Annotated in this window: 16 protein-coding genes; 13 read left to right on the top strand and 3 right to left on the bottom strand. The window is 71.5% G+C overall.

The genetic code is table 11. The features are described from left to right. Positions 1 to 151 precede the first annotated feature (151 nt). The 11 genes from KOI35_RS30425 to KOI35_RS30375 all read left to right on the top strand — a co-directional run bounded on the left by KOI35_RS30425 (position 152) and on the right by KOI35_RS30375 (position 15,222). Positions 152 to 1,963: an arabinofuranosidase catalytic domain-containing protein gene (locus KOI35_RS30425; protein WP_215792103.1), complete on the top strand. Its 1,812-nt coding sequence runs from the start codon at positions 152 to 154 to the stop codon at positions 1,961 to 1,963. A gap of 153 nt (positions 1,964 to 2,116) precedes the next feature. Next, on the top strand, positions 2,117 to 3,043 hold the full coding sequence (locus tag KOI35_RS30420) for an ABC transporter ATP-binding protein (RefSeq protein ID WP_215792102.1): 927 nt from the start codon (positions 2,117 to 2,119) through the stop codon (positions 3,041 to 3,043). Continuing rightward, a complete protein-coding gene (locus KOI35_RS30415; RefSeq protein WP_246614046.1) occupies positions 3,040 to 3,855 on the top strand; it encodes an ABC-2 transporter permease in 816 nt (271 codons plus the stop codon). The genes KOI35_RS30420 and KOI35_RS30415 overlap by 4 nt, the downstream gene beginning before the upstream one ends. A gap of 47 nt (positions 3,856 to 3,902) precedes the next feature. Then, on the top strand, positions 3,903 to 5,150 hold the full coding sequence (locus KOI35_RS30410) for a sensor histidine kinase (protein WP_308121223.1): 1,248 nt from the start codon (positions 3,903 to 3,905) through the stop codon (positions 5,148 to 5,150). Then, positions 5,147 to 5,818, top strand: a complete 672-nt coding sequence (locus KOI35_RS30405) for a response regulator (RefSeq protein WP_215792100.1) — start codon at positions 5,147 to 5,149, stop codon at positions 5,816 to 5,818. Before KOI35_RS30410 ends, KOI35_RS30405 begins: the two co-directional genes overlap by 4 nt. A gap of 34 nt (positions 5,819 to 5,852) precedes the next feature. After that, complete coding sequence (locus tag KOI35_RS30400; RefSeq protein ID WP_215792099.1) at positions 5,853 to 7,832, top strand: serine/threonine-protein kinase; 1,980 nt, start codon at positions 5,853 to 5,855, stop codon at positions 7,830 to 7,832. A 13-nt stretch (positions 7,833 to 7,845) separates the two neighbouring features. Further along, on the top strand, positions 7,846 to 8,946 hold the full coding sequence (locus tag KOI35_RS30395) for a winged helix DNA-binding domain-containing protein (protein ID WP_215792098.1): 1,101 nt from the start codon (positions 7,846 to 7,848) through the stop codon (positions 8,944 to 8,946). Between the two features lie 23 nt (positions 8,947 to 8,969). After that, on the top strand, positions 8,970 to 11,570 hold the full coding sequence (locus tag KOI35_RS30390) for an AfsR/SARP family transcriptional regulator (RefSeq protein WP_215792097.1): 2,601 nt from the start codon (positions 8,970 to 8,972) through the stop codon (positions 11,568 to 11,570). A gap of 57 nt (positions 11,571 to 11,627) precedes the next feature. Next, on the top strand, positions 11,628 to 12,866 hold the full coding sequence (locus KOI35_RS30385) for an MFS transporter (protein ID WP_215792096.1): 1,239 nt from the start codon (positions 11,628 to 11,630) through the stop codon (positions 12,864 to 12,866). Beyond that, complete coding sequence (locus KOI35_RS30380; RefSeq protein ID WP_215792095.1) at positions 12,863 to 14,056, top strand: hypothetical protein; 1,194 nt, start codon at positions 12,863 to 12,865, stop codon at positions 14,054 to 14,056. Before KOI35_RS30385 ends, KOI35_RS30380 begins: the two co-directional genes overlap by 4 nt. Positions 14,057 to 14,142: 86 nt before the next feature. Continuing rightward, on the top strand, positions 14,143 to 15,222 hold the full coding sequence (locus KOI35_RS30375) for an Rv2578c family radical SAM protein (RefSeq protein ID WP_215792094.1): 1,080 nt from the start codon (positions 14,143 to 14,145) through the stop codon (positions 15,220 to 15,222). Here the strand turns inward: KOI35_RS30375 and KOI35_RS30370 are convergent. Continuing rightward, positions 15,191 to 15,754 carry a TetR family transcriptional regulator gene (locus tag KOI35_RS30370; RefSeq protein ID WP_215792093.1) on the bottom strand — a complete coding sequence of 188 codons (564 nt, stop codon included), beginning with the start codon at positions 15,752 to 15,754 and terminating at the stop codon, positions 15,191 to 15,193. The two genes, KOI35_RS30375 and KOI35_RS30370, sit on opposite strands and share 32 nt — an antisense overlap. 94 nt (positions 15,755 to 15,848) lie before the next feature. On the opposite strand from KOI35_RS30370, the gene KOI35_RS30365 reads away from it, so the two are divergent. Further along, positions 15,849 to 16,241, top strand: a complete 393-nt coding sequence (locus KOI35_RS30365) for a nuclear transport factor 2 family protein (RefSeq protein ID WP_215792092.1) — start codon at positions 15,849 to 15,851, stop codon at positions 16,239 to 16,241. Positions 16,242 to 16,244: 3 nt separating this feature from the next. Here KOI35_RS30365 and KOI35_RS30360 read toward each other — a convergent pair whose 3' ends face one another. Next, positions 16,245 to 17,315 (bottom strand): glycoside hydrolase family 43 protein, encoded by a 1,071-nt coding sequence (locus KOI35_RS30360; protein ID WP_215792091.1) that lies wholly within the window; start codon positions 17,313 to 17,315, stop codon positions 16,245 to 16,247. A gap of 70 nt (positions 17,316 to 17,385) precedes the next feature. Beyond that, positions 17,386 to 17,781 (bottom strand): toxin-antitoxin system YwqK family antitoxin, encoded by a 396-nt coding sequence (locus KOI35_RS30355; RefSeq protein WP_215792090.1) that lies wholly within the window; start codon positions 17,779 to 17,781, stop codon positions 17,386 to 17,388. A 175-nt stretch (positions 17,782 to 17,956) separates the two neighbouring features. On the opposite strand from KOI35_RS30355, the gene KOI35_RS30350 reads away from it, so the two are divergent. Continuing rightward, positions 17,957 to 19,696: an AfsR/SARP family transcriptional regulator gene (locus KOI35_RS30350; protein ID WP_215792089.1), complete on the top strand. Its 1,740-nt coding sequence runs from the start codon at positions 17,957 to 17,959 to the stop codon at positions 19,694 to 19,696. The last annotated feature ends 26 nt before the right edge of the window (positions 19,697 to 19,722 follow it).

Below are 19,722 nucleotides of genomic sequence, written 5' to 3'. Positions count from 1 at the left end.
TAACAGCGAACAAAGTCAAACAATATTACGCGCTTATTGACGCGTTCTACCGCCAGGCGTAACTTCCGCTCTAGGTGTCGACAACCTTGAATGTCTGCGATGCCGGCCCTCCGCAGACGCTCAGGCAACGTCCTCTCATCAGGAGCGCAGCATGCGCAGACGTGTTCTCATCCCCCTCGCCCTCCTGGCCGCCGTGCTGTTCGGGTTCCCCGGGCCCGCCCACGCCGCCGGTCCGCTCCCGTGCGACATCTACGGTTCCGCCGGTACGCCGTGCGTGGCCGCCCACAGCACCACCCGCGCCCTGTTCGGGGCCTACAACGGGCCGCTCTACCAGCTCACCCGGGCCTCCGACCGGGCCACCCACGACGTCGGGCTGCTCGCCGCCGGCGGCTACGCCAACGCCGCCGACCACGACGCGTTCTGCAACGGCACGACCTGCGGCATCACCAAGATCTACGACCAGACGTCGCGGCACAACGACCTGACCGTCTCCCCGGCGGGCACGGCCGGACCGGCCGACTATCCGGCCGACGCCAGCGAGATCGCGGTGCGGGCCGGCGGCACCAAGGTGTACGGCATCTGGATCTCGCCCCAGCACGGCTACCGGCGTACGGCCGGAAGTGGCGTGGCCGTCAACGGGCAGCCCGAGGGCATGTACATGGTGGCCAGCGGCACCCACGTCGGCTCGGACTGCTGCTTCGACTACGGCAACGCCGAGATCCAGGTCGCGGACACCGGCAACGGGCACATGGACGCGGTCAGCATCGCCACCACCTGCTACTTCCCGCCCTGCTCGGGGTCGGGGCCGTGGGTCGAGGCCGACCTCGAGAACGGCATGTTCCAGGGCGCCAACGGATCGAACACGGCGAACCTGGGCAACAACAGCACGTATGTGACGGCCCTGTTGAAGAACAACGGCCAGACGACGTACGCGCTCAAGGGCGGGAACTCGCAGTCGGGCGGACTCACCACGTGGTGGAACGGTGCGCTCCCCAACCGCGGCGGCTACATCCCGATGAAGCAGGAGGGATCGATCATTCTCGGTACGGGCGGTGACAACAGCAACCGCAACATGGGCACCTTCTTCGAGGGCGTGATGACCGCCGGTTACCCGACCGACGCGGCCGACAACGCCGTGCAGGCCAACATCGTGTCGGTCGGCTACTCGGGTCAGACCAACGTGCCCAACGGGCCGCGCGGCACGGTGACCGGGCCCGGCGGCAAGTGCATGGACGTCGCCGCCGACGACACCGGTGTCAACGGCACGGGCGTGCAGTTGTGGGACTGCCAGTCGTACGGGTCGGATCAGCACTGGCAGCACTTCGCCGACAACACCCTCCGTACGCTGGGAAGGTGTCTCGACATCGTCGGCAACGGCACGGCCGGCGGGGCGCAGCTGGAACTGTGGGACTGCAACGGGGTCGGCGGCCAGAAGTGGGTGCAGCAGGCCGACGGCTCGTTGCGCAATCCGCAGTCGGGCCGATGCCTGGACTCGCCCAACGGCAGCACGGCCAACGGCGTACGGCTGCAGATCTGGGACTGCAACGGCGCGGCCGCCCAGAAGTTCGCGGTAAACGGGGGCGGAACCACCCTCGGCCCGGGCGGCAAGTGTGTCGACGTGGCGGCCGACGACTCCGGCAGCAACGGCACCGCGGTGCAACTGTGGGACTGCCAGTCGTACGCGGTCGACCAGCACTGGTTCCACAACGCCAACGGATCCCTCCGTACGCTCGGCCGCTGCCTCGACATCAACGGCAACGGCACGGCCAACGGCACCCAGGTCTCGCTGTGGGACTGCAACGGCGTCGGCGGTCAGGTGTGGCAGCAGCAGGCCGACGGTTCGCTGCGCAACCCGCAGTCGGGGCGGTGTCTCGACTCGCCCAGCGGCAGCACGGCCAACGGCGTACGGCTGCAGATCTATGACTGCAACGGCAGCGCGGCCCAGAAGTTCGCCCTGAGCTGACCGGTCCCGGTCGGGGTTCGCGGGCCGGACCCCGACCGGGTAACCCTGTAGTACCGCGGTACCACCGGGCCGGTGAAGATCGATCCGCGGTACGACGATCCGCCGCTCGCCCGCTCCTAGCGTTGTCCTCACCAACGCAGCAGGGGGAAGAGCATGATCGAGGCACGACAGCTGACCAAGCGGTACGGCGACAAGACCGCCGTCGACGGGGTGGACTTCACGGTCCGGCCCGGGGCGGTGACCGGATTCCTGGGTCCGAACGGCGCCGGCAAGTCCACCACGATGCGGATGATCATCGGGTTGGACGCGCCCACGGCCGGGACGGTGACCGTGAACGGCCGCCGCTACGCCGAGCACTCCGCCCCGCTGCACGAGGTCGGGGCCCTGCTCGAGGCACGCTCGATCCACCCCGGCCGGTCCGCGTTCGACCACCTGATGGTGCTCGCGCACACCCACGGCATCGGCCGGGCCCGGGTCACCGAGGTGATCGAGATGACCGGTCTGCAGGCGGTCGCCCGCAAACGCGCCGGCGCCTTCTCGCTCGGCATGGGCCAGCGGCTGGGCATCGCCGCGGCGCTGCTCGGCGACCCCCAGACGATCATGCTGGACGAGCCGGTCAACGGGCTCGACCCGGAGGGCGTGCTGTGGATCCGCACCCTGCTCACCGGTCTGGCCGCCGAGGGCCGCACGGTCTTCGTCTCGTCGCACCTGATGAGTGAGATGGCGCTGGTCGCCGACCACCTGATCGTCGTCGGCCGGGGCCGGGTGCTGGCCGACACCACCGTGCAGGAGTTGGTGCTGCAGGCCGGCGGGGACACCGTCGACGTCACCACCGACGACCCGGCCGGACTGCGCCGGGTGCTCACCGGTCCGGGCGTGGAGATCTCCGGGCGGCCCGGCTCGGAGCAGCTGAGCGTGACCGGGCTGCCCGCCCGGGCGATCGGGCTGGCCGCCGCCCGGCACGGCATCGCACTGTTCGAGCTCACCGCCCGGACCGTCTCGCTCGAGGAGGCGTTCATGGAGCTCACCAAGGACTCGGTCGAGTACCACGCCGCGAACACCCTGGTCGGTGCCGCATGAGCACGCTCGCCACGCGGGTGCGGCCGGTCCGGACCACCGGGCCACGGGTCGCCCGCTCCGAATGGGCCAAGCTCTGGTCGCTGCGGTCGACCTGGATCACCCTGGGCCTCGGCCTGCTGTTCCTGGTCGTCGTGGGCACGATCGCCGCGCTGCAGTACCGGTCGAGCGCGAACTCGGGACAGCCGATGGATCCGGACTTCGCCGGCGCCACCACGTACAGCCTGGCGTTGTTCGGGGTGACGTTCTCGCTGATCGCCTTCGGTGTGCTGGGCGTGCTGACCGCGGCAGGGGAGTACACGACCGGGATGATCCGGTCGACCCTGGCCGCCGTGCCGAAGCGGCTGCCGGTCCTCTGGGCCAAGGCCGCCGTCTACGGTGCGCTGGCCTTCGTCACCGGCGCGGCCGGGGCACTGCTCGCCTTCGTGGTCAGCAGTGCGGTGCTGTCCAGCACCTCGGTCGCGATGAGCCTCTCGGACGCCGGAGTGTTGCGCGGTCTGCTCGGCGTCGGTGTCTACCTCGGACTCGTCGGCGTGATCGGGGTCGCCTTGGGCAGTCTGCTGCGCTCGACCGCGGGCGGCATCTCGGCCGTGGTCGGCGCGTTCCTGCTGGTGCCCGGGCTGATGTCGCTGCTGCCGAAGTCGTGGCGGGCCGACCTCACCCCGTACCTGCCCAGCAACGCGGGCGAATCGATCTTCGCCCTGCAGCACTCGACCGGCTCGCTGTCGGCCGGGGCCGGGCTGCTGGTTCTGCTGGGCTGGACGGCGCTCGCGCTGGCCGGCGCCGCCTATCGGCTGAAGAAAGCGGACGCCTGATCTTGTGGAGGGCGGTGCCGCCCCTCGTCATGGCGGAGGATGGGGCCGTGAGCAGTACGGAGAGCGGGCACCCGATGGCCGACCGGTGGTTCCGGGCCGGCCGCCGGATGCGCGAGTGGGACGCCGGGCACCGGTGGGCGCTGAACACCGGTGTGGTGCTGGTGACCTTCCTGGCGTTCGGGGTGCCCGACCTCGTCCACGGCGAGGGCCCGGGCGACGGGCCGATCAGCCTCAGCAAGCTCGACGTGGTCCCGGCGCTGCTGCTCCAGGCCGCCCTGCTGGTGCCGCTCTGGTGGCGGCGCCGCGCCCCGCTCACCACGCTCTACGTCGTGCTGGCCGTCTTCGTGGCGCAGTGGGCGGCCGGGATCATGCTGCGCGCGGATGTGGCCGTGCTGATCGCCGTCTACAGCCTGGTGCTGCACGGCCGGCCGCGGCGGCTGCCCTGGGCGGTGCCCGGCCTGGTGGTCGCGGTCGTGGTGGTCGTGGTGCGGCTGTCCGGCGTCGTGTCGGTGTGGGACGTGCTCTTCTTCGTCGCCTCGTTCGGCACCGCGGCGGTCGCGCTGGGCCTCGCGATCCGGATCCGCCGCGCCCAGCTCGCCGCCCTGCGCGAGCGGGCCGAGCAGCTGGAGATCGAACGTGACCAGCGCAGCCGGCTCGCCGCGGCGACCGAACGCACCCGGGTCGCCCGCGAGATGCACGACATCCTCGGGCACAGTCTGTCGGTGATCATCACGCTGGCCGACGGGGGCGCCTACGCGGCCGACACCGCCCCGGAACGCAGCAAGCAGGCGCTCCGGATGATCAGCGACACCGGCCGGACCTCGCTGGCCGAGCTGCGCCGCATGCTCGGGGTGCTGCGCGAGCAGGCCGACGAGCCCGCGCTGAGCCCGCAGCCGGGCGTGGCCGACCTCGACCCGCTCTGCCGGCAGATCCGCGCCGCCGGTCCGCACGTCGAGTACCACAGCAGCGGGGCGCTCGACGAGCTGGACGCCGGGGTGCAGCTGGCCGCCTACCGCATCGTGCAGGAGGGGCTGACCAACGCCCTCAAGCATGCCGGCCCCCGTACGCGGATAGACCTGGCCCTGCGGATCGAGGGCGCCCGCCTGCGGATCACCGTGCGGGACACCGGGCGACCCGCGGGCGAACCGGGTGTCGCCGCGGCGGGCGAGGGCCACGGCGTGGTCGGGATGGGGGAGCGCGCTGCCCTCTACGGCGGAACGGTCACGGCCGGCCCGGTCGCCGGCGGTGGCTGGTCGGTGACCGCCGATCTCGAGGTGGCGGGTGTACCGGCATGATCACCGTGCTCATCGTGGACGACCAGCCGTTGCAGCGCTTCGGCTTCCGGATGCTGCTCGACAGCAACCCGGACACCGAGGTGGTCGGTGAGGCCGGCAACGGGCTCGACGCCGTACGGCAGACCATCGATCTTCGTCCCGACGTGGTGCTGATGGACGTCCGGATGCCCGGCCTGGACGGCATCGCGGCGACCCGGCGGATCGTGGCCGACGGCGGCCGCTCGCGCATCCTCATGCTCACCACGTTCGACCTCGACGAGTACGTGCACGCCGCGCTGCGGGCCGGCGCCAGCGGGTTCCTGCTCAAGGACGCCTTCCCGGAGGAACTGCTGGCCGGGATCCGGGCCGTCGCCGCCGGAGACGCGGTGATCGCCCCGGCCGTGACCCGCCGCCTGCTCGACGAGTTCGCCCACCATCGCGACGGCCCCCACACCGCCGACCGGCCCGCGACCGACCCGCGACTGGCCGCACTGACCGAGCGGGAGCGCGAGATCCTGGTCGCGATCGGCCGCGGCTGGACCAACGGCGAGATCGCCGAGCGGCTGGTGCTCTCCGAGTCCACGGTCAAGACCCACGTCGGCCGGGTCCTGGCCAAGGTCGGGGCCCGCGACCGGGTCCAGGCCGTGATCTTCGCCTATGACCAGGGCCTGACCCGCCCGGCGGTTTGACCCCCGCCGCGCCGCGTCGGTAGCCTCGCTCGCGATGACCATGCCGCTGCGTCCCGGCGACCCCACCCGGCTCGGTTCCTACGAGCTGGTCGGCCGGCTCGGTCAGGGCGGGATGGGCAGCGTCTTCCTGGCCCGCACCCCCGACGAGACGCTGGTCGCGATCAAGGTGGTCCGGCCCGAGTTCGCCGGCGACCCCGAGTTCCGCGGCCGCTTCCGCAGTGAGGTCAGCCGGGCCCGGCAGGTGCCGCCGTTCTCGACCGCCGCGGTGCTCGACGCCGATCCCGAGCACGATCCGCCCTATCTGGTGGTCGAGTACGTCGACGGCCCGTCGCTCACCGCGCTGGTCGACCGGCAGGGGCCGCTGACCGGCGCCGCCCTGCAGTCGGTGGCGGTCGGCATCGCCACCGCGCTGACCGCCATCCACGGCGCCGGCGTGATCCACCGCGACCTCAAACCGGGCAACGTGCTGTTCGCCCTGGGCGGCATCAAGGTGATCGACTTCGGGATCGCCCGGGCCTTCGAGGCGACCAGCCGGCACACCAGCACCGACCAGATGATCGGCACGGTGGCCTACATGGCGCCGGAGCGGCTCGACCCCGCGTTCGGTGCCGAGGTGACCACGGCGGCCGACGTCTTCGCGTGGGGCGTGGTGGTGGCCTACGCGGCCACCGGCCGGACGCCGTTCGGGGGCGAGTCGCCGACCGTCACCGCCGTACGCATCCTCACCCAGCCGCCGGACATCACCGGTGTGCCCGAGGCGTTGCGGGGTGTGGTCGAGCGCGCGCTGGCCAAGTACCCGTCGGAGCGGCCGACCGCCCGGGAGCTGCTCGACCTGCTGCTCGAGAGCCAGACCCGGAGCGTCCGGGCGACGCCTCCGGTGACGCCGCCTCCGGCAACTCCGCCACGTCGACGGCGCCGGGTCGCCGTGGCCGCGGTGGCCCTGCTGGCGCTGCTGACGGCGGGACTCGTCGGCGGGCACATGCTCAGCGCGACCACGTCGAGCGGCCCGGTGGCCGAGGAACCCGTCGACCCGCTCACCGCGATCCTGGCCGGTGAACGGCGTTTCTCGCTGCGGCTCGGCCCGACCGACCGCTTCTTCATGCTGGACGGCAACGGCGCCGAACTGGACGTCTCCGACGGCACCGGCTCCCGGTCGCAGTTCGTGCTCGAGCCGGTCGGCGTCGACTACATGATCCGGTCGCTGACCAACGAGGGCTACGCCGGCCCGGAGATCTGCCTCGGCGTCAAGATCACTCCGGGTGCGGACTTCGCGCCGGTGGTCGGCGCCCCCTGCACGCCGACCAAGGCCACCCTGTTCTCGGTGTCCGACACCGGCACGGACACCGACGGGCGACCCGCCTTCAGCGTCGGCAACGACTACGGCTTCCTGCGGTGGGACGCCGACGCCAGACGCTCGGACGTCAACGAGGTCGGCGAGCCCCAGTTCGCCGAGAAGTTCACCCTGGTCGACCGCGGCGAACTGCCGGTGCCCGCTCCGCCGGCGTCGACCAAGCCGACGCCGACGCCGTCGGCCACCGGGGCCGCGCTCGTCGACGCCGACGTCTCCATGCTGAAGAACTTCGCGATCGACCTCGGCGTCCCGGTTGTCATCATCCTGACCGCCGACGCGGGCGGTGATCACCACTTGCGTTCGCACCCGGACGGATCGGTGGACTTCACCGGCACCGCGGTCACCGAGTCGACCCGGATGACGATCAAGCCGGCCCGGGTCCGCAAGCGCACCGAGGCCACCGCGAACCAGGTCCAGATCGTTGCCACACCCAAGGTGGCCGCGGCGGGAGGCCCGACGTGCCTGACCGACGTGCGCGAAGTCGTCCTGCGCATGCAGCCGTGCCGCCCGGGCGACGCCGGCCAGGCCTGGAAGCTGACCCCGGCCGGCGACTCGGGACTGTTCGAGATGACCGGAGCCCACACCGCCGTCCGCAGTGAGAGCGGCCCCCTCCTGAAAGAGGGCGGCTGGGGCGCCTTCCAGACGATCGCGGTCGCCCGCTGACTACCCTGGCCGGGTGGAACTCTCGCTGAACCAGGTCCGGTCATGGCGTCTGCGGCGGCAATACCTCGACCGCCCGTCCGGGGTCTCGGCCGAGCAGATCGTCGAGCGATTGTGCGGGGTACAGGCCCAGGTCGCGTCGGCGGCCGAACAGGCGATCGCCGTCCGCATGGCGTCACCCGCCGTCGGCGTGGCGGCCCGGGCCCTCGAGAGCCGCACGCTGGTCAAGGTGTGGGCCATGCGGGGCACGCTGCACCTGCTGCCGGCGGGCGCGGCGGCCGACTACCTGAGCCTGCTGGCCGCCGCCCGCACGTGGGAGAAGGGCGTCTGGCAGAAGACGTTCGCCACGGTCGATCAGGTCAACGAGATCGCCGGCGCGGCCCGCGAGATCCTGCACGACACCGTGCTCACCCGCGAGGAGCTGGCGGCCCGGATCCTCGAGCGCACCCGGGACGACTCGCTGACCGAGCTGCTCGGGTCGGGCTGGGGGACGGTGCTCAAACCGCTGGCCTGGCAGGGCGTCCTGTGCAACGGGCCCAGCGACGGCACCCGGGTCACCTACACCAGCCCGGCCACGTGGATCGACGGCTGGACCGGGCTGCCCGAGCCCGACGAGGCGGCGGCACGGGTCATCCCCGCCTATCTGGGCGCGTACGGTCCGGCCACGATGGACATCTTCGACCAGTGGCTGATCCGGGGCGCGTCCAGGAAGGCGATGCTGAAGAAATGGTTCGCCGCGGCCGGGCTCGCCGAGGTGACCGTGGACGGCAGGAAGGCGTACGCGCGAACGGAAGATCTCGACGACCTCGCGAACGCCGAGCCGATGCCGGGCGTCCGGCTGCTGCCCGCGTTCGACCAGTTCGTGCTGGGCCCCGGCACCGGCAACGAGGAGATCGTCCCGCCCGGCCGGCGCCCCCTGATCAGCAAGGCCGGCGGCTGGATCGCGCCCGTGGTCGTCCACGACGGCAAGGTGGCCGGCGTCTGGGAGTCCGGCGACGACGGCATCGCGGTGACCCTCTTCCCGGAGGCGGGCGCCGTGTCCGAACAGGAACTGGCCGCCGAGGCCGCCCACCTGGGGACAACGGTCGGTGCCGTCGCCCGTGCGCCCGAGGCATAGGGCCGGTATGGGATCGTTGCCGGGTGCTCGATGTGCGTCTGCTGGGACCGGTGGAAGTCTGGGCCGGCGAACGACGGCTGTCGATCGGCGAGCCGCGCCAGCGGGCCGTCCTGGCCGCCCTCGCGTGTGAGGCGGGCCGGGTCGTCACGGCCGAGACGCTGATCGACCGGGTGTGGGGCGAGCAGCCGCCGGCCCGGGCCCGGCACACCCTGCAGTCGCATCTCACCCGGGTGCGTGCCGCGCTGCGCCAGGGTGGGGGCGATCCGCTGATCCGGCGCTCCGGCGGCTATCTGCTCGACCTGCCCGCGGATCGGGTCGACCTGCTCCGGTTCCGGGTGCTCGTGGCGGGCGCGCAGGGCGACGTCGGGGTGCTGCGTGAGGCCGTACGGCTGTGGCATGGGGAACCGCTCGCCGGGCTCGCCGGGGACTGGGTGGCCGCGATGCGCTCCACCTGGGACACCGAACGCCTGCTGGCCGTGGTGGCCTGGGCCGACGCCGAGCTGGAATCGGGCGACCCGGCCGCTGTGGTCGGGCCCCTGGGTGTTCTCGTACGGGAACACCCGCTGGTCGAACCGCTCGCGGTCGCGCTGATGCGGGCGCTGCACGCGATCGGCCGCACCGCCGACGCGCTCGGCCAGTTCGACGCGTTGCGCCGGCGGCTCGCCGACGAGCTGGGCGCCGACCCGGCCCAGGCCACCCGGGCCGCGCACGCCGTGATCCTGAGCGGCACCGCGGCCGGCGACCCGGTCCCGGCTCAGCTCCCGGCCGACGTGGCCGGTTTCGCGGGCCGGGCCGAGGCGCTGAAGTTCCTCGACCAGGTGCCGTCGCTCGCGGTCGTCGGCGGTTCGGCCGGGGTCGGCAAGACCGCCCTGGCCGTGCACTGGGCGCATCGCGCGGCCGAGCGCTTCCCGGACGGCCGGCTCTACGTCGACCTGCGCGGGTTCGGGCCGGGCGGGCCGATGGACCCGGGCGAGGCGGTGCGCGGCTTCCTCGGCGCGCTCGGCGTTCCGGCGCCACGCATTCCGGCCGAGGCCGGCGCGCAATCGGCCCTGCTGCGCAGCCGGCTCGCGGGCAAGCGGCTCGTGCTGGTGCTGGACAACGCCCGCGACAGCGACCAGGTGCGGCCGCTGCTGCCCGGCGCCGGTTCCTGCATGACCGTGGTGACCAGCCGCAACCAGCTCACCGGTCTGGTCGCGGCCGACGGCGCCCGGCCGCTGCAACTGGACGTGCTCAGCCCCGGCGAGGCCCGCGAGCTGCTGCACCGGCGGCTCGGCCCCGAGCGGATCGCCACCGATCCCGCGGCCGGCGACGCCGTCATCGAGTTGTGTGCCCGGCTGCCGCTGGCGCTCACGCTGGCCGCCGCCCACGCGGCCATGCAACCCGAGCTCGGTCTGGCGACGCTGGCCGACCGCCTGGCCGGCGGGACCACGCCGGTCGGCGACACCCCGGACACCGATGTGCGGGCGGTGTTCTCCTGGTCCTACGAGGCGCTCGGCCCGGCCGCGGCCCGCCTGTTCCGGTTGCTCGGCACGCATCCGGGCCCCGACTTCACGGCCGCCGCGGTGGAGGCCGGCGAGGCGCTGCCCGAACTCGTCCGGGCCAGCCTGATCACCGAGCACACGCCGGGCCGTTACCTGCTGCACGACCTGATGCGGGCGTACGCGGAAAGCCTGGAACCCGAACCGGGAGCGGAGGCCCGGCTATTCGAGCACTATCTCGGCACCGCGGCGGCCGGGGCGATGCTGCTGGCACCGACCCGGCCGGCGCCGATCCTGCCCATCGAGCGTGGCTTCTCCCAGGACCAGGAGGCGGCCATGCGCTGGTTCGCGGCGGAACGGGCCGTGCTGCTCGCGTGGTCCGCCCGCACCGACGGAGACCGGCCGTGGCAACTGGCCTGGACCCTGGACACCTTCCTCTATCGGCAAGGACCGTGGCACGACCTGGTCACCGTCTGGGAACGGGCACTGTCCACGGTGCGCGACACCCGGGCCCGTGCCTATGCGCACACCCGGCTGGCCCGGGCCTGGACCCTGCTCGAACGGGCGGCCGAGGCCGACGAGCACTACCGGCACGCGCTCGGGCATCACGAGCGGGCCGGTGACCGGGACGGGCAGTCCGGCGTCCTGCACGAGATGGCGATCCTGTGCGAGCGCCAGGGCCGGATGCGGGACGCGCTCGCCCACGCTGAACAGGCCCTGGCCGTCTCCGGCTACGCCACGGCCAACACCCTCAACACGATCGGCTTCTATCGCGCGCAGCTGGGCGATTTCGCCGGGGCGCTCGAGTTCTGCGAGCGGGCGCTGGCGCTCTACGAGGACAGCGGCGAGGCCGACAACCGTGCCGCCGTGTGGGACAGCCTCGGCTTCATCCGGCACGGCCTGGGGGAGTATGACGTGGCCGTCGAATGCTACGAGACGGCGCTGCGGCTCTACCGCGAGATCGGCGACCGCTACTGGGTGGCCGACACGCTGGTCCACCTCGGCGACACCCATCGTGCGTGCGGGCGCTCCTCGTCGGCGGCGGAGGTGTGGCGCGAGGCGCTCGGCATCTACGACGACCTGGGTCACGCCAACGCGGCCGACGTGCGCAGCCGGCTCTCCGCAGGAATTCCGCAGGGTTCCTGAGCGATCCTCCTTCCCGACCTGAACTCGGCGAAGGGAGTCCGTCATGACCGGCGCGACGTGGGGCTAGCAGACCGTCAGCGGCGTCGCCCGGGACGTCGGGCGGCGCCGCCGACCACCTACCGTGAGCTTTTCTCCTACCGGGAATTCCGTTTCCTGTACGCCGGACAGGCCCTCTCCTACCTCGGCGACCAGGTGGCGGCGGTGGCCGTGGCCGTCCTGGTGTTCGACCGCACGAACTCGGCGCTGTGGTCGGCCGTCGCCTACGCCAGCGCCTGGTTGCCCGGCATCGTCGGGGGTCCGATTCTTTCCCCGTACGCCGATCGCCTGCCCCGCCGCACGGTGATGATCAGCTGCGACGTCGCCCGGGCCGCGTTGATCGCGCTCGTGCCCGTGGTTCCCTTGTGGACCGCGATCCTGCTGCTCTACGTGGCGCATCTGTTCTCGCCGCCGTTCGTGGCCGCCCGCGCGGCGATCATGCCCGAGGTGCTGCCCGGCGAGGCCTACATCACCGGCAACGGCCTCAGCAACGTCACCAGCCAGCTCAGCCAGCTGCTCGGCTTCGTCGGCGGCGGCATCGTGGTGGCGACGATCGGACCGGTGTGGTCGCTGCTGGCCAACGCCGCGACGTTCGTGGCGTCGGCGGCGCTGATCGCGGCCGGGGTCGGGCATCGTCCGGCGGCGGCTCGCTCCACCGGACTGCTGGCCGAGTCCCGCGACGGCATCCGCTACCTGTGGGCCGACCCGTGGTTGCGCCGCTGCCTGGCGCTGGTGTGGGTGGCGAGCGCCTTCTCGTTCGCGCCGGAGGCGATCGCCTATCCGTACGCGGCCTCTCTCGGCGGAGGGCCGGTGCAGGCGGGTCTGCTGCTGGCCGCGCCCGCGACCGGATTCATGGTGGGCACGATCGTGCTGACCCGCCTGATTCGCGATCGGTCGCTGATGCCGGCCGCACTGCTGTCCACGGTGGCCCTGGTTCCCGCCCTCGCCGATCCCGGCCTGCCCGTGCTGCTGATCCTGCTGATGCTCGCCGGTGCGGGCGCCTCGTTCATCGTTCCGCTCAACGCTATTTTCGTACGACGGGTGGCCCCCGAATTCCGCGGCCGCGCGATGGGCGTCGCGTCGTCGGGCCTGCTGGCCGGGCAGGGACTCGCCTTCCTGGCCGCCGGCGCCGCTGTCCAGGCCGGTCTGGCGCCCGCCGTGGTGGTCGGTCTGAGCGGGCTGCTCGGAATTGCTGCGATCGTGGCGACCCGGCCCGCTATCGTGAGCCGTCGATCACTGCTCACACGGGGATATTCATGAAGTCTGTGCTCAGATGGAGCATTCCGGCCGCGGCTCTGCTGCTCGGTCCCGCCGTCGTCGCGTCGCCGGCTGTCGCCGCGTCCGCCGCCCCGACCATCACCCAGCTCACGGCCGCGCCGGTCGTGGGGCAGACGGCCAAGTTCAAGTTCACCGCGCCCAGCGGCAGCCAGCCCGTCGAATATCGCTGGATGCTCAACGGCGGGACACTGCTCGGGACCGTACCCGCGACCAACGGCACGGCGACGGCCAAGATCCTGGCGGTCAGTTTCGCCACGTCCCTGCGGGTCTATGCGAAGAACGCCGACGGCACCTTCAGCGACGACGCCGACATCGTCTTCACCGCCGATACGCCCGCGCCGTACGCCGATCAGGATCTCAACGGCGACGACCGTCCCGACCTGGCCGTGGTGCTCGCCGACAAGCTGCTCGAGGCCGACGGCAAGGGCACCGGCGGCAAGGTCCGGGTCCCGGCGGCCGACCTCGGGCCCAAGGTCATCGGCTCGTACACCGGGCAGCAGGTCATCACCGGCAAGTTCAGCGGCGGTCCGTTCGAGGACTATCTGCTCTACGACCCGGTCAACGGCAACGCTTCCGGGTTCCGCGGGCTCGGCCGGGCCGACCAGGACAATCCGGGCCGGCTGGCCAAGGGTGAACTCTCGCTGATCCAGCACTTCGACGACATCGACGGCAACGCGCCGATCCAGCTGGTCAACGCGTACGAGAGCCGGGGTGTCGAGCTCACCATCCCCGACCTGATGGGTGTGGTCGGGGGTCGCCTGAGTTACTACGTCTCGTACGACGCGGTCTTCGGCGCGTACGACTATCCCGTCGACACCGGGGTGCATACCCCCGACGGCGGCACCGACTGGCAGAACTGGAAGCTCTCGTCCAAGCTGCTGCCCACCGGCACGGCGATCAGCCTGTGGAACCCGGCGACCGGCGCACTCTACCTGTGGACCGGCGTCACCTATGTGGACGGGCAGCTGGCTTTCACGCAGTACCACCTGGCGGCAGACTTCCTGACCGGTGCTTTGGACACGACGCTGCGGCTGACCGATTTCAACGCCGACGGCGTACCGGACCTGTGGGGTGTCTCGCCGGACGGGCTGGCCACCGCCTATCAGGTCAGCCACCTCTCCTCGACGGGCCTGGCCAAGCTGAAGGCCAAGGCGCCACAGCCGCTGATCTAACCGAGCCGTTGCCGGGCCGCGGCCAGGATCTCGTCGGTGGCCGCCGTACCTTTAGATGTCAGTCGTCTTCTAAATGGGGGCTCGCGATGACGGAGGCCGAGTTCCGGCACCAGCGCCACCTCAGCGACATGCGCTGGGCCGGCCAGCGCATCGACGCCGTGGAGCCGGGCACCCTGCCCGGCCTGGCCCGGCTCGGCAACCTGGTGCGCACGGTGCGGACCCCCGAGTTCGAAGGCGTGACGTTCCACGAGGTGCTCACCAAGAGCGCCCTCAACCACGTCCCGCCGACCAGTCGCATGCTGCCGGGGGAGTGGACGATGAACCCGTACCGGGGCTGCACCCACGCCTGCGCCTACTGTTTCGCCCGGCCCACCCACGAGCATCTCGGGTTCGGCATCGGCGCCGACTTCGACGAGCAGATCGTCGTCAAGGTCAACATGCCGGACGTGCTGCGGCGCGAGCTGGCCACCAAGCGGGTGCTGCCCGAGCGGATCGCCTTCGGCACCAACACCGACCCCTACCAGCGGGCCGAGGGGCGGTACCGGCTGATGCCGCCGATCCTCGAGGCGGTGACCGGGGCGGGCATCCCGTTCTCGATCCTCACCAAGGGCACGGTGATCCGGCGTGACCTCGAGCTGCTGGCGGCCGCGTCCCGGCGGGTCAACGTCGAGCTCGGACTGTCGATCGCCTTCCTCGACGAAGAGCTGCGGCAGTCGCTCGAACCGGGCACACCCTCCACCGCCGCGCGCCTGGACACCCTGCGGGCGATGCGCGACGCCGGGTTCGCCCCCACCGTGTTCGTGGCGCCGATCCTGCCCGAGCTGACCGACAGCGCCGAGCATCTCGACGAGCTGATCGGCACCCTGGCCGAGGCGGGCGCCGGCGCTGTCCTGCCCACGTCGCTCTACCTGATGCGCGGCGTCAAGGAGCTCTTCCTCACCTGGCTGCGCCGACAGCATCCGGAACTGCTTTCCCCGTACGGGGATCTCTACGCCCACGGTTCCGAGACGCCCCGCCCCTATCGTGACCTGGTCCGCGCCCGGGTCAACCAGGCCCTCCGCAACCACGGCCTGCCCGTGCCCGACGCCTCCACCGAGGACAAGTTCGCCCTGCTCGGCAAACGTGCGCCGACGGTCAGCCCGCCCGCGCCGACGCTGTTCGACTGAGCAGCGCCATCGTCTCGGCGACGATGCCCGCCAGATCCGCGTCCCCGGCAGACAGCCACCGCTCGTACGCCACACCGAACACCTGCAGGCCGACGCGGGACGTCAGTCGCGCCACCGCCGCATCGACTCCGCGCTGCTGCAGAGCGTCGGTGAACGCCACCGCGATGTCGTTCTGCTTGCTCAGGTCGCGCTCCAGCAGTTCCGGGTTGGCGGCGATCACCGCATGCCGCTGCCGCTGGGCCTCGCGGCCGAGAGTGTCCCAGTCGAACCCGGCCAGCGCCCCCAGAACGACAGCCAGCGGTTCGTCGTCGGGCGCCTGGCGGATCCGCTCGACGAGCGCCGCGCGCAGCCCGTCCGACTCGGCGAACAGCACCTCGCGCTTGTCGGGGAAGTAGCGGAAGAACGTCCGGGTCGTGACCCGCGCACGTTTCGCGATCTCGACGACGCTCGTCTCTTCGAAGCCCTTCTCGGCGAAGAGCTCCATCGCGATGCGGGTCAGCCGCTCGGCGCTGCCTGATTCCCACCGGGGCATGGCCGCAGCCTATCCCGCCGCCACCCCTGGTGTCACGCCGCGACATCACGCTATGGTGATGTCACGACGCGACATCATCGGAAGGCGGACCATCATGAACAACGACGATCGCTGGGAGATCGGCGAGACCCTGGCCCGGGCCGGGCACGTCATCGACGGCGGGCACCTGGATCGGCTCGACGAGATCTTCACGCCCGAGGTCGTCTACGACCTCCGCGACGCCGGGCTGGGTGCCTTCGAGGGGATCGAGGCCATCCGTACGGCCGTGATCCGGCTCGGCGCCCGCAATCCGCTCGCCCACCACCTGACCAACGTGATGCTCGAAGAGGACACGGACGGTCAGGTCACCGCGCGGTCGAAGGGCCTCGTGATCATGGCGGACGGCCGGCTCGAGAGCGTGAACCACGTCGACACGCTGCGCCGCCACGACGGCCGCTGGCGAATCGGCCGTCGCATCATCACGACGCAGCGCGCCCCGGTGCGCTGAGCGCTACTCGAAGAACTTGAGGCTGTAACCCGTATTCGTCGTCGCCCCGGGCACGTTCGCGCGGCGGTAGGTGGTGTTGCCCCACCACACCGCGGTGCCGGTGTACCAGTAGCGCGCCGACCACGAGTAGGGCGTGCCCTTGGGGACGGCGTGGTACATGGTCGGGAACCGGTTGCCCGACGGCGGGCTGGTCGCGATGTTGCCGTGGTCGAGCACAAACGTGTTCTGCCCCGGCCCGTCCACCTTGAGCGTCGCGTCCCAGCCGGACATCATGTTCGGCGCGTACGAACCGAACAGGCAGCCGTTGCTCTTGTACCAGTCCCACACGTTCGCCGGGTCGCCGCCCGCTCGCAACCGCAGGTCGGCCAGGCAGTACTTGCTGCTCCAACTGCCGTTCGCCGAATACACGATGTGCAGCTGCCCGTTCGGGTCGAGCACCGGCTGCGGCGCCTCGTTGATGAACGGATTTCCCACCGTACGTTCCCACGGCTCCCGCGGCTGCGAGATGATGAACCGGCCGCCGGTGGTCGTCGTGCCGCTGGTCATCCTGGCGATGTAGAGGTTCTGCTCGTTGTTGACGGTGCCCGACCACCCGGACCAGACGAACCAGCGCTGGCCCTGGAACGTGAACGGCGCGCCGTCGATCGCCCACTGGTCGGCGGGCAGCGCCACCTTGGTCGCCGCGCCGTAGCCGGAGTCCGGCAGCGTCGAGCTGATGTGGTACATCCGGTGCGCCGAGCTGCGCCCGGCCGAGAAGTAGATCCGGTACTTCCCCTCGTGGTGCACGATCTCGGGCGCCCACACCTCGCCGAGGTTGCCGGTGTCCGACCACACCTTCTTCTTGGGCGCGGTGGCGACACCCTCCAACGTGGACGCGGACCGGACCACGATGCCGCCGTCGGCCGACTTCGCCGAGACGTACAGGCCGTTCACCTTGATGACGCTGGGATCGGCGCCACCGAGCGTGGTCTGGCCGGCCGAGGCGGGCTGCGCGCGATCGACGCTGAGCCCGGCGGCCAGCGACGCGGCGAGGACGAGAACGGCGGGACCGGCGAACCGGCGCAGACGAGGCATGACGACTCCAACCCGAGAGCCAGTGATACCTGTCACTGAATCCGACGGCGTCACCCCTGGTCAATAGCTGTTAGGAATCTTTAAAGATTTTCTCGGTGACCTTGCCGTCCGTGCCGTAGGTCTTCCACCGCCCGGTCTTCCGGCCGTCGGTGTACTGCCCCTCCTGCTGCGGCGTGCCGTCCGGGTGGTACCTCCTCCACGGCCCGTGCTGCTTGCCGTCCTTGAATTCGGCGGTCTGCAGCAGCTGACCGCTCTCGCGCCACCACGTCCAGGCGCCCTCGAATTCACCCGCCGCATAACGACCGACGGCCTTGTCCTTACCGTTCTTGGCGAAGTATTTCCATTCGCCGTGTTTCTTGCCGTTCTCGTACCGGCCGAAACCACTCACCGAACCGTCGGCGAATGTCTCCTCCCACGGTCCGGTCTCGCGCCCCTGATCGTCCTTCTGGTTGATCTGCTCGCCCATGCGCCCAGTCTAGGAAAGCCCGCTTTGCCCGCCGCGGGGTGGCGTGGGCGGGGCTCGGTGTCTACGGTCTGGGCCAGGTTTTCGAAACGTCGAAATGTTCGGCCGTGGTTCTGCGACGTCCTCGCCCTGTTCGCACCCGGCCGGAGGGGGTCGGCATCTCACGGGGGAGGACGGCGTGCGATATCGGATTCTCGGTCCGCTGCTGGTGGAGCACGAGCAGCAGACCCGGCCGGTGACCGGCGGCAAGGTCCGGACCATGCTGGCCGCCCTGCTGCTGCACGCGAACGAACAGTTGTCGGTGGCTCAGCTGGCCCAGCGCATGTGGTCCGGCGACGCCCCGCACTCGCTGCGGCGCGTGGTGCAGACCAACATCGTGCGGTTGCGGCACGAGTTGCCCTGGCCGGGCGCGGTGGTCACCGGGCCGGCCGGCTACACGCTGCTCGTCGAGCCGGGCGATCTCGATCTGCACGTCTTCGACCGGCTGGTCGCCGAGGCCGCGGCCGCGCCGAGCCTGGACGAGCAGGCCCGGCTGTTGCGCGAGGCGCTCGCGTTGTGGCGCGGGCCGGCCTGCGCCGATGTCGCGTCGCCGTGGCTGGCCGAGCTCGACCTGCCGCCGATCGACGAGCGCCGCCTGCTCGCGCTGGAACGGCGCATCGAGGTCGACCTGCTCCGGCGGCACACCGAGGGCATCGTGGCCGAGCTGCGGCAGCTGACCGCCGAGCACCCGTTCCGCGAGCGGTTCTGGGTGCAGCTGATGGCCGCGCTGTTCCGGCAGGGGCGGCAGGCCGAGGCCCTCAGCGCCTATCAGACGGTGACGCGCCGGTTCATCGACGAGCTCGGGGTCGAGCCCGGCGCCGAGCTGCGTGACGTGCACCAGCAGATCCTGCGGGGCGCCGGCCCACATCCGCTGCTGTCCGAACCCGCGGCCGGCCCGCCACCGAAAGAGACGCCGAGAGCCCCGCGAAACCTGCCGCCGGTACCGCCACGTTTCGTGGGCCGTGCCGAAGAGTTCGCCACGCTCGACTGGCACGCCGACGAGCAGGCCACCATGTTCGTGCTGGACGGGCCGGCCGGCATCGGCAAGTCCGCCCTGGCGTTGCGCTGGCTCCACGACAAGGCCGACACCTATCCCGACGGCCGGCTCTACGTCGACCTGCGGGGCTACGCCGACGAGCCGCCGCGGGGTGGCTCGGCCGCGCTGGGCACCCTGCTCGAGGGGCTGGGTATCGCCGAGGACGAGATTCCGTACGGGGTCGCCGCCCGCGCTCAGCTCTTCCGCGACCGCACCGCCGACCGCCGCCTGGCCGTGCTTCTCGACAATGCGCTCGACGCCGATCAGGTGCGGCCGCTGCTGCCCGGCCCCGGCGCCACCGCGGTCGTCACCAGCCGCGACCAGTTACGGGGTCTGGTGGTGCACGACGGCGCGGTCCGGGTGACCGTGCCCCGTCTGGAGCCGGCCGAGGCGGCGGCCATGCTGGGGCTCGATCCCCGGTCCGACGAGGCGGTCCGGCTGGCCGCGTTGTGCGACCGCACGCCGCTGGCGCTGCGCGTCCTGGCCGAGCGGATGGCACGGATGCCGCAGATGGATCCGGCGTCGTGGCTGGCCGAGCTGATCGAGGCGGAGGACCGGTTGATCTCTCTGTCCGGTGACCTGTCGCGTGCCCTGTCCTGGTCGTACGAGCGGCTCGAGCCCGAGACGGCCGGCCTGATGCGGCGGCTGGCCCACACCAGCCGTGCGTTCACCACGGCGGCGGCGGTCGAGATGGCCGGGCTTCCCGCCGAGACCGTACGCCGGCATCTGGACCGGCTCGTCGGCGTGCACCTGGTCGAGCAGCTCTCGCACGACCGTTTCCGAGTGAGTCTGCTGGTCGGGCAGTACTGGCGGCAGGGCGAAGCTTCAATCCGGCTTCACTGACGTTTCACCGCGCGACGGGAGCGAGA

This window comes from Paractinoplanes bogorensis (assembly GCF_018829635.1).
GTDB classification, from domain to species: domain Bacteria; phylum Actinomycetota; class Actinomycetes; order Mycobacteriales; family Micromonosporaceae; genus Actinoplanes; species Actinoplanes bogorensis.
This window is presented reverse-complemented; position numbering and strand designations above follow the sequence as displayed.

Bases quoted from the DNA above. Each gene is read 5' to 3' on its own strand.
- KOI35_RS30425 (WP_215792103.1), top strand. From the start codon at position 152: ATGCGCAGACGTGTTCTCATCCCCCTCGCCCTCCTGGCCGCCGTGCTG.
- KOI35_RS30420 (WP_215792102.1), top strand. From the start codon at position 2,117: ATGATCGAGGCACGACAGCTGACCAAGCGGTACGGCGACAAGACCGCC.
- KOI35_RS30415 (WP_246614046.1), top strand. From the start codon at position 3,040: ATGAGCACGCTCGCCACGCGGGTGCGGCCGGTCCGGACCACCGGGCCA.
- KOI35_RS30405 (WP_215792100.1), top strand. From the start codon at position 5,147: ATGATCACCGTGCTCATCGTGGACGACCAGCCGTTGCAGCGCTTCGGC.
- KOI35_RS30400 (WP_215792099.1), top strand. From the start codon at position 5,853: ATGACCATGCCGCTGCGTCCCGGCGACCCCACCCGGCTCGGTTCCTAC.
- KOI35_RS30380 (WP_215792095.1), top strand. From the start codon at position 12,863: ATGAAGTCTGTGCTCAGATGGAGCATTCCGGCCGCGGCTCTGCTGCTC.
- KOI35_RS30375 (WP_215792094.1), top strand. From the start codon at position 14,143: ATGACGGAGGCCGAGTTCCGGCACCAGCGCCACCTCAGCGACATGCGC.
- KOI35_RS30370 (WP_215792093.1), bottom strand. From the start codon at position 15,754: ATGCCCCGGTGGGAATCAGGCAGCGCCGAGCGGCTGACCCGCATCGCG.
- KOI35_RS30365 (WP_215792092.1), top strand. From the start codon at position 15,849: ATGAACAACGACGATCGCTGGGAGATCGGCGAGACCCTGGCCCGGGCC.
- KOI35_RS30360 (WP_215792091.1), bottom strand. From the start codon at position 17,315: ATGCCTCGTCTGCGCCGGTTCGCCGGTCCCGCCGTTCTCGTCCTCGCC.
- KOI35_RS30355 (WP_215792090.1), bottom strand. From the start codon at position 17,781: ATGGGCGAGCAGATCAACCAGAAGGACGATCAGGGGCGCGAGACCGGA.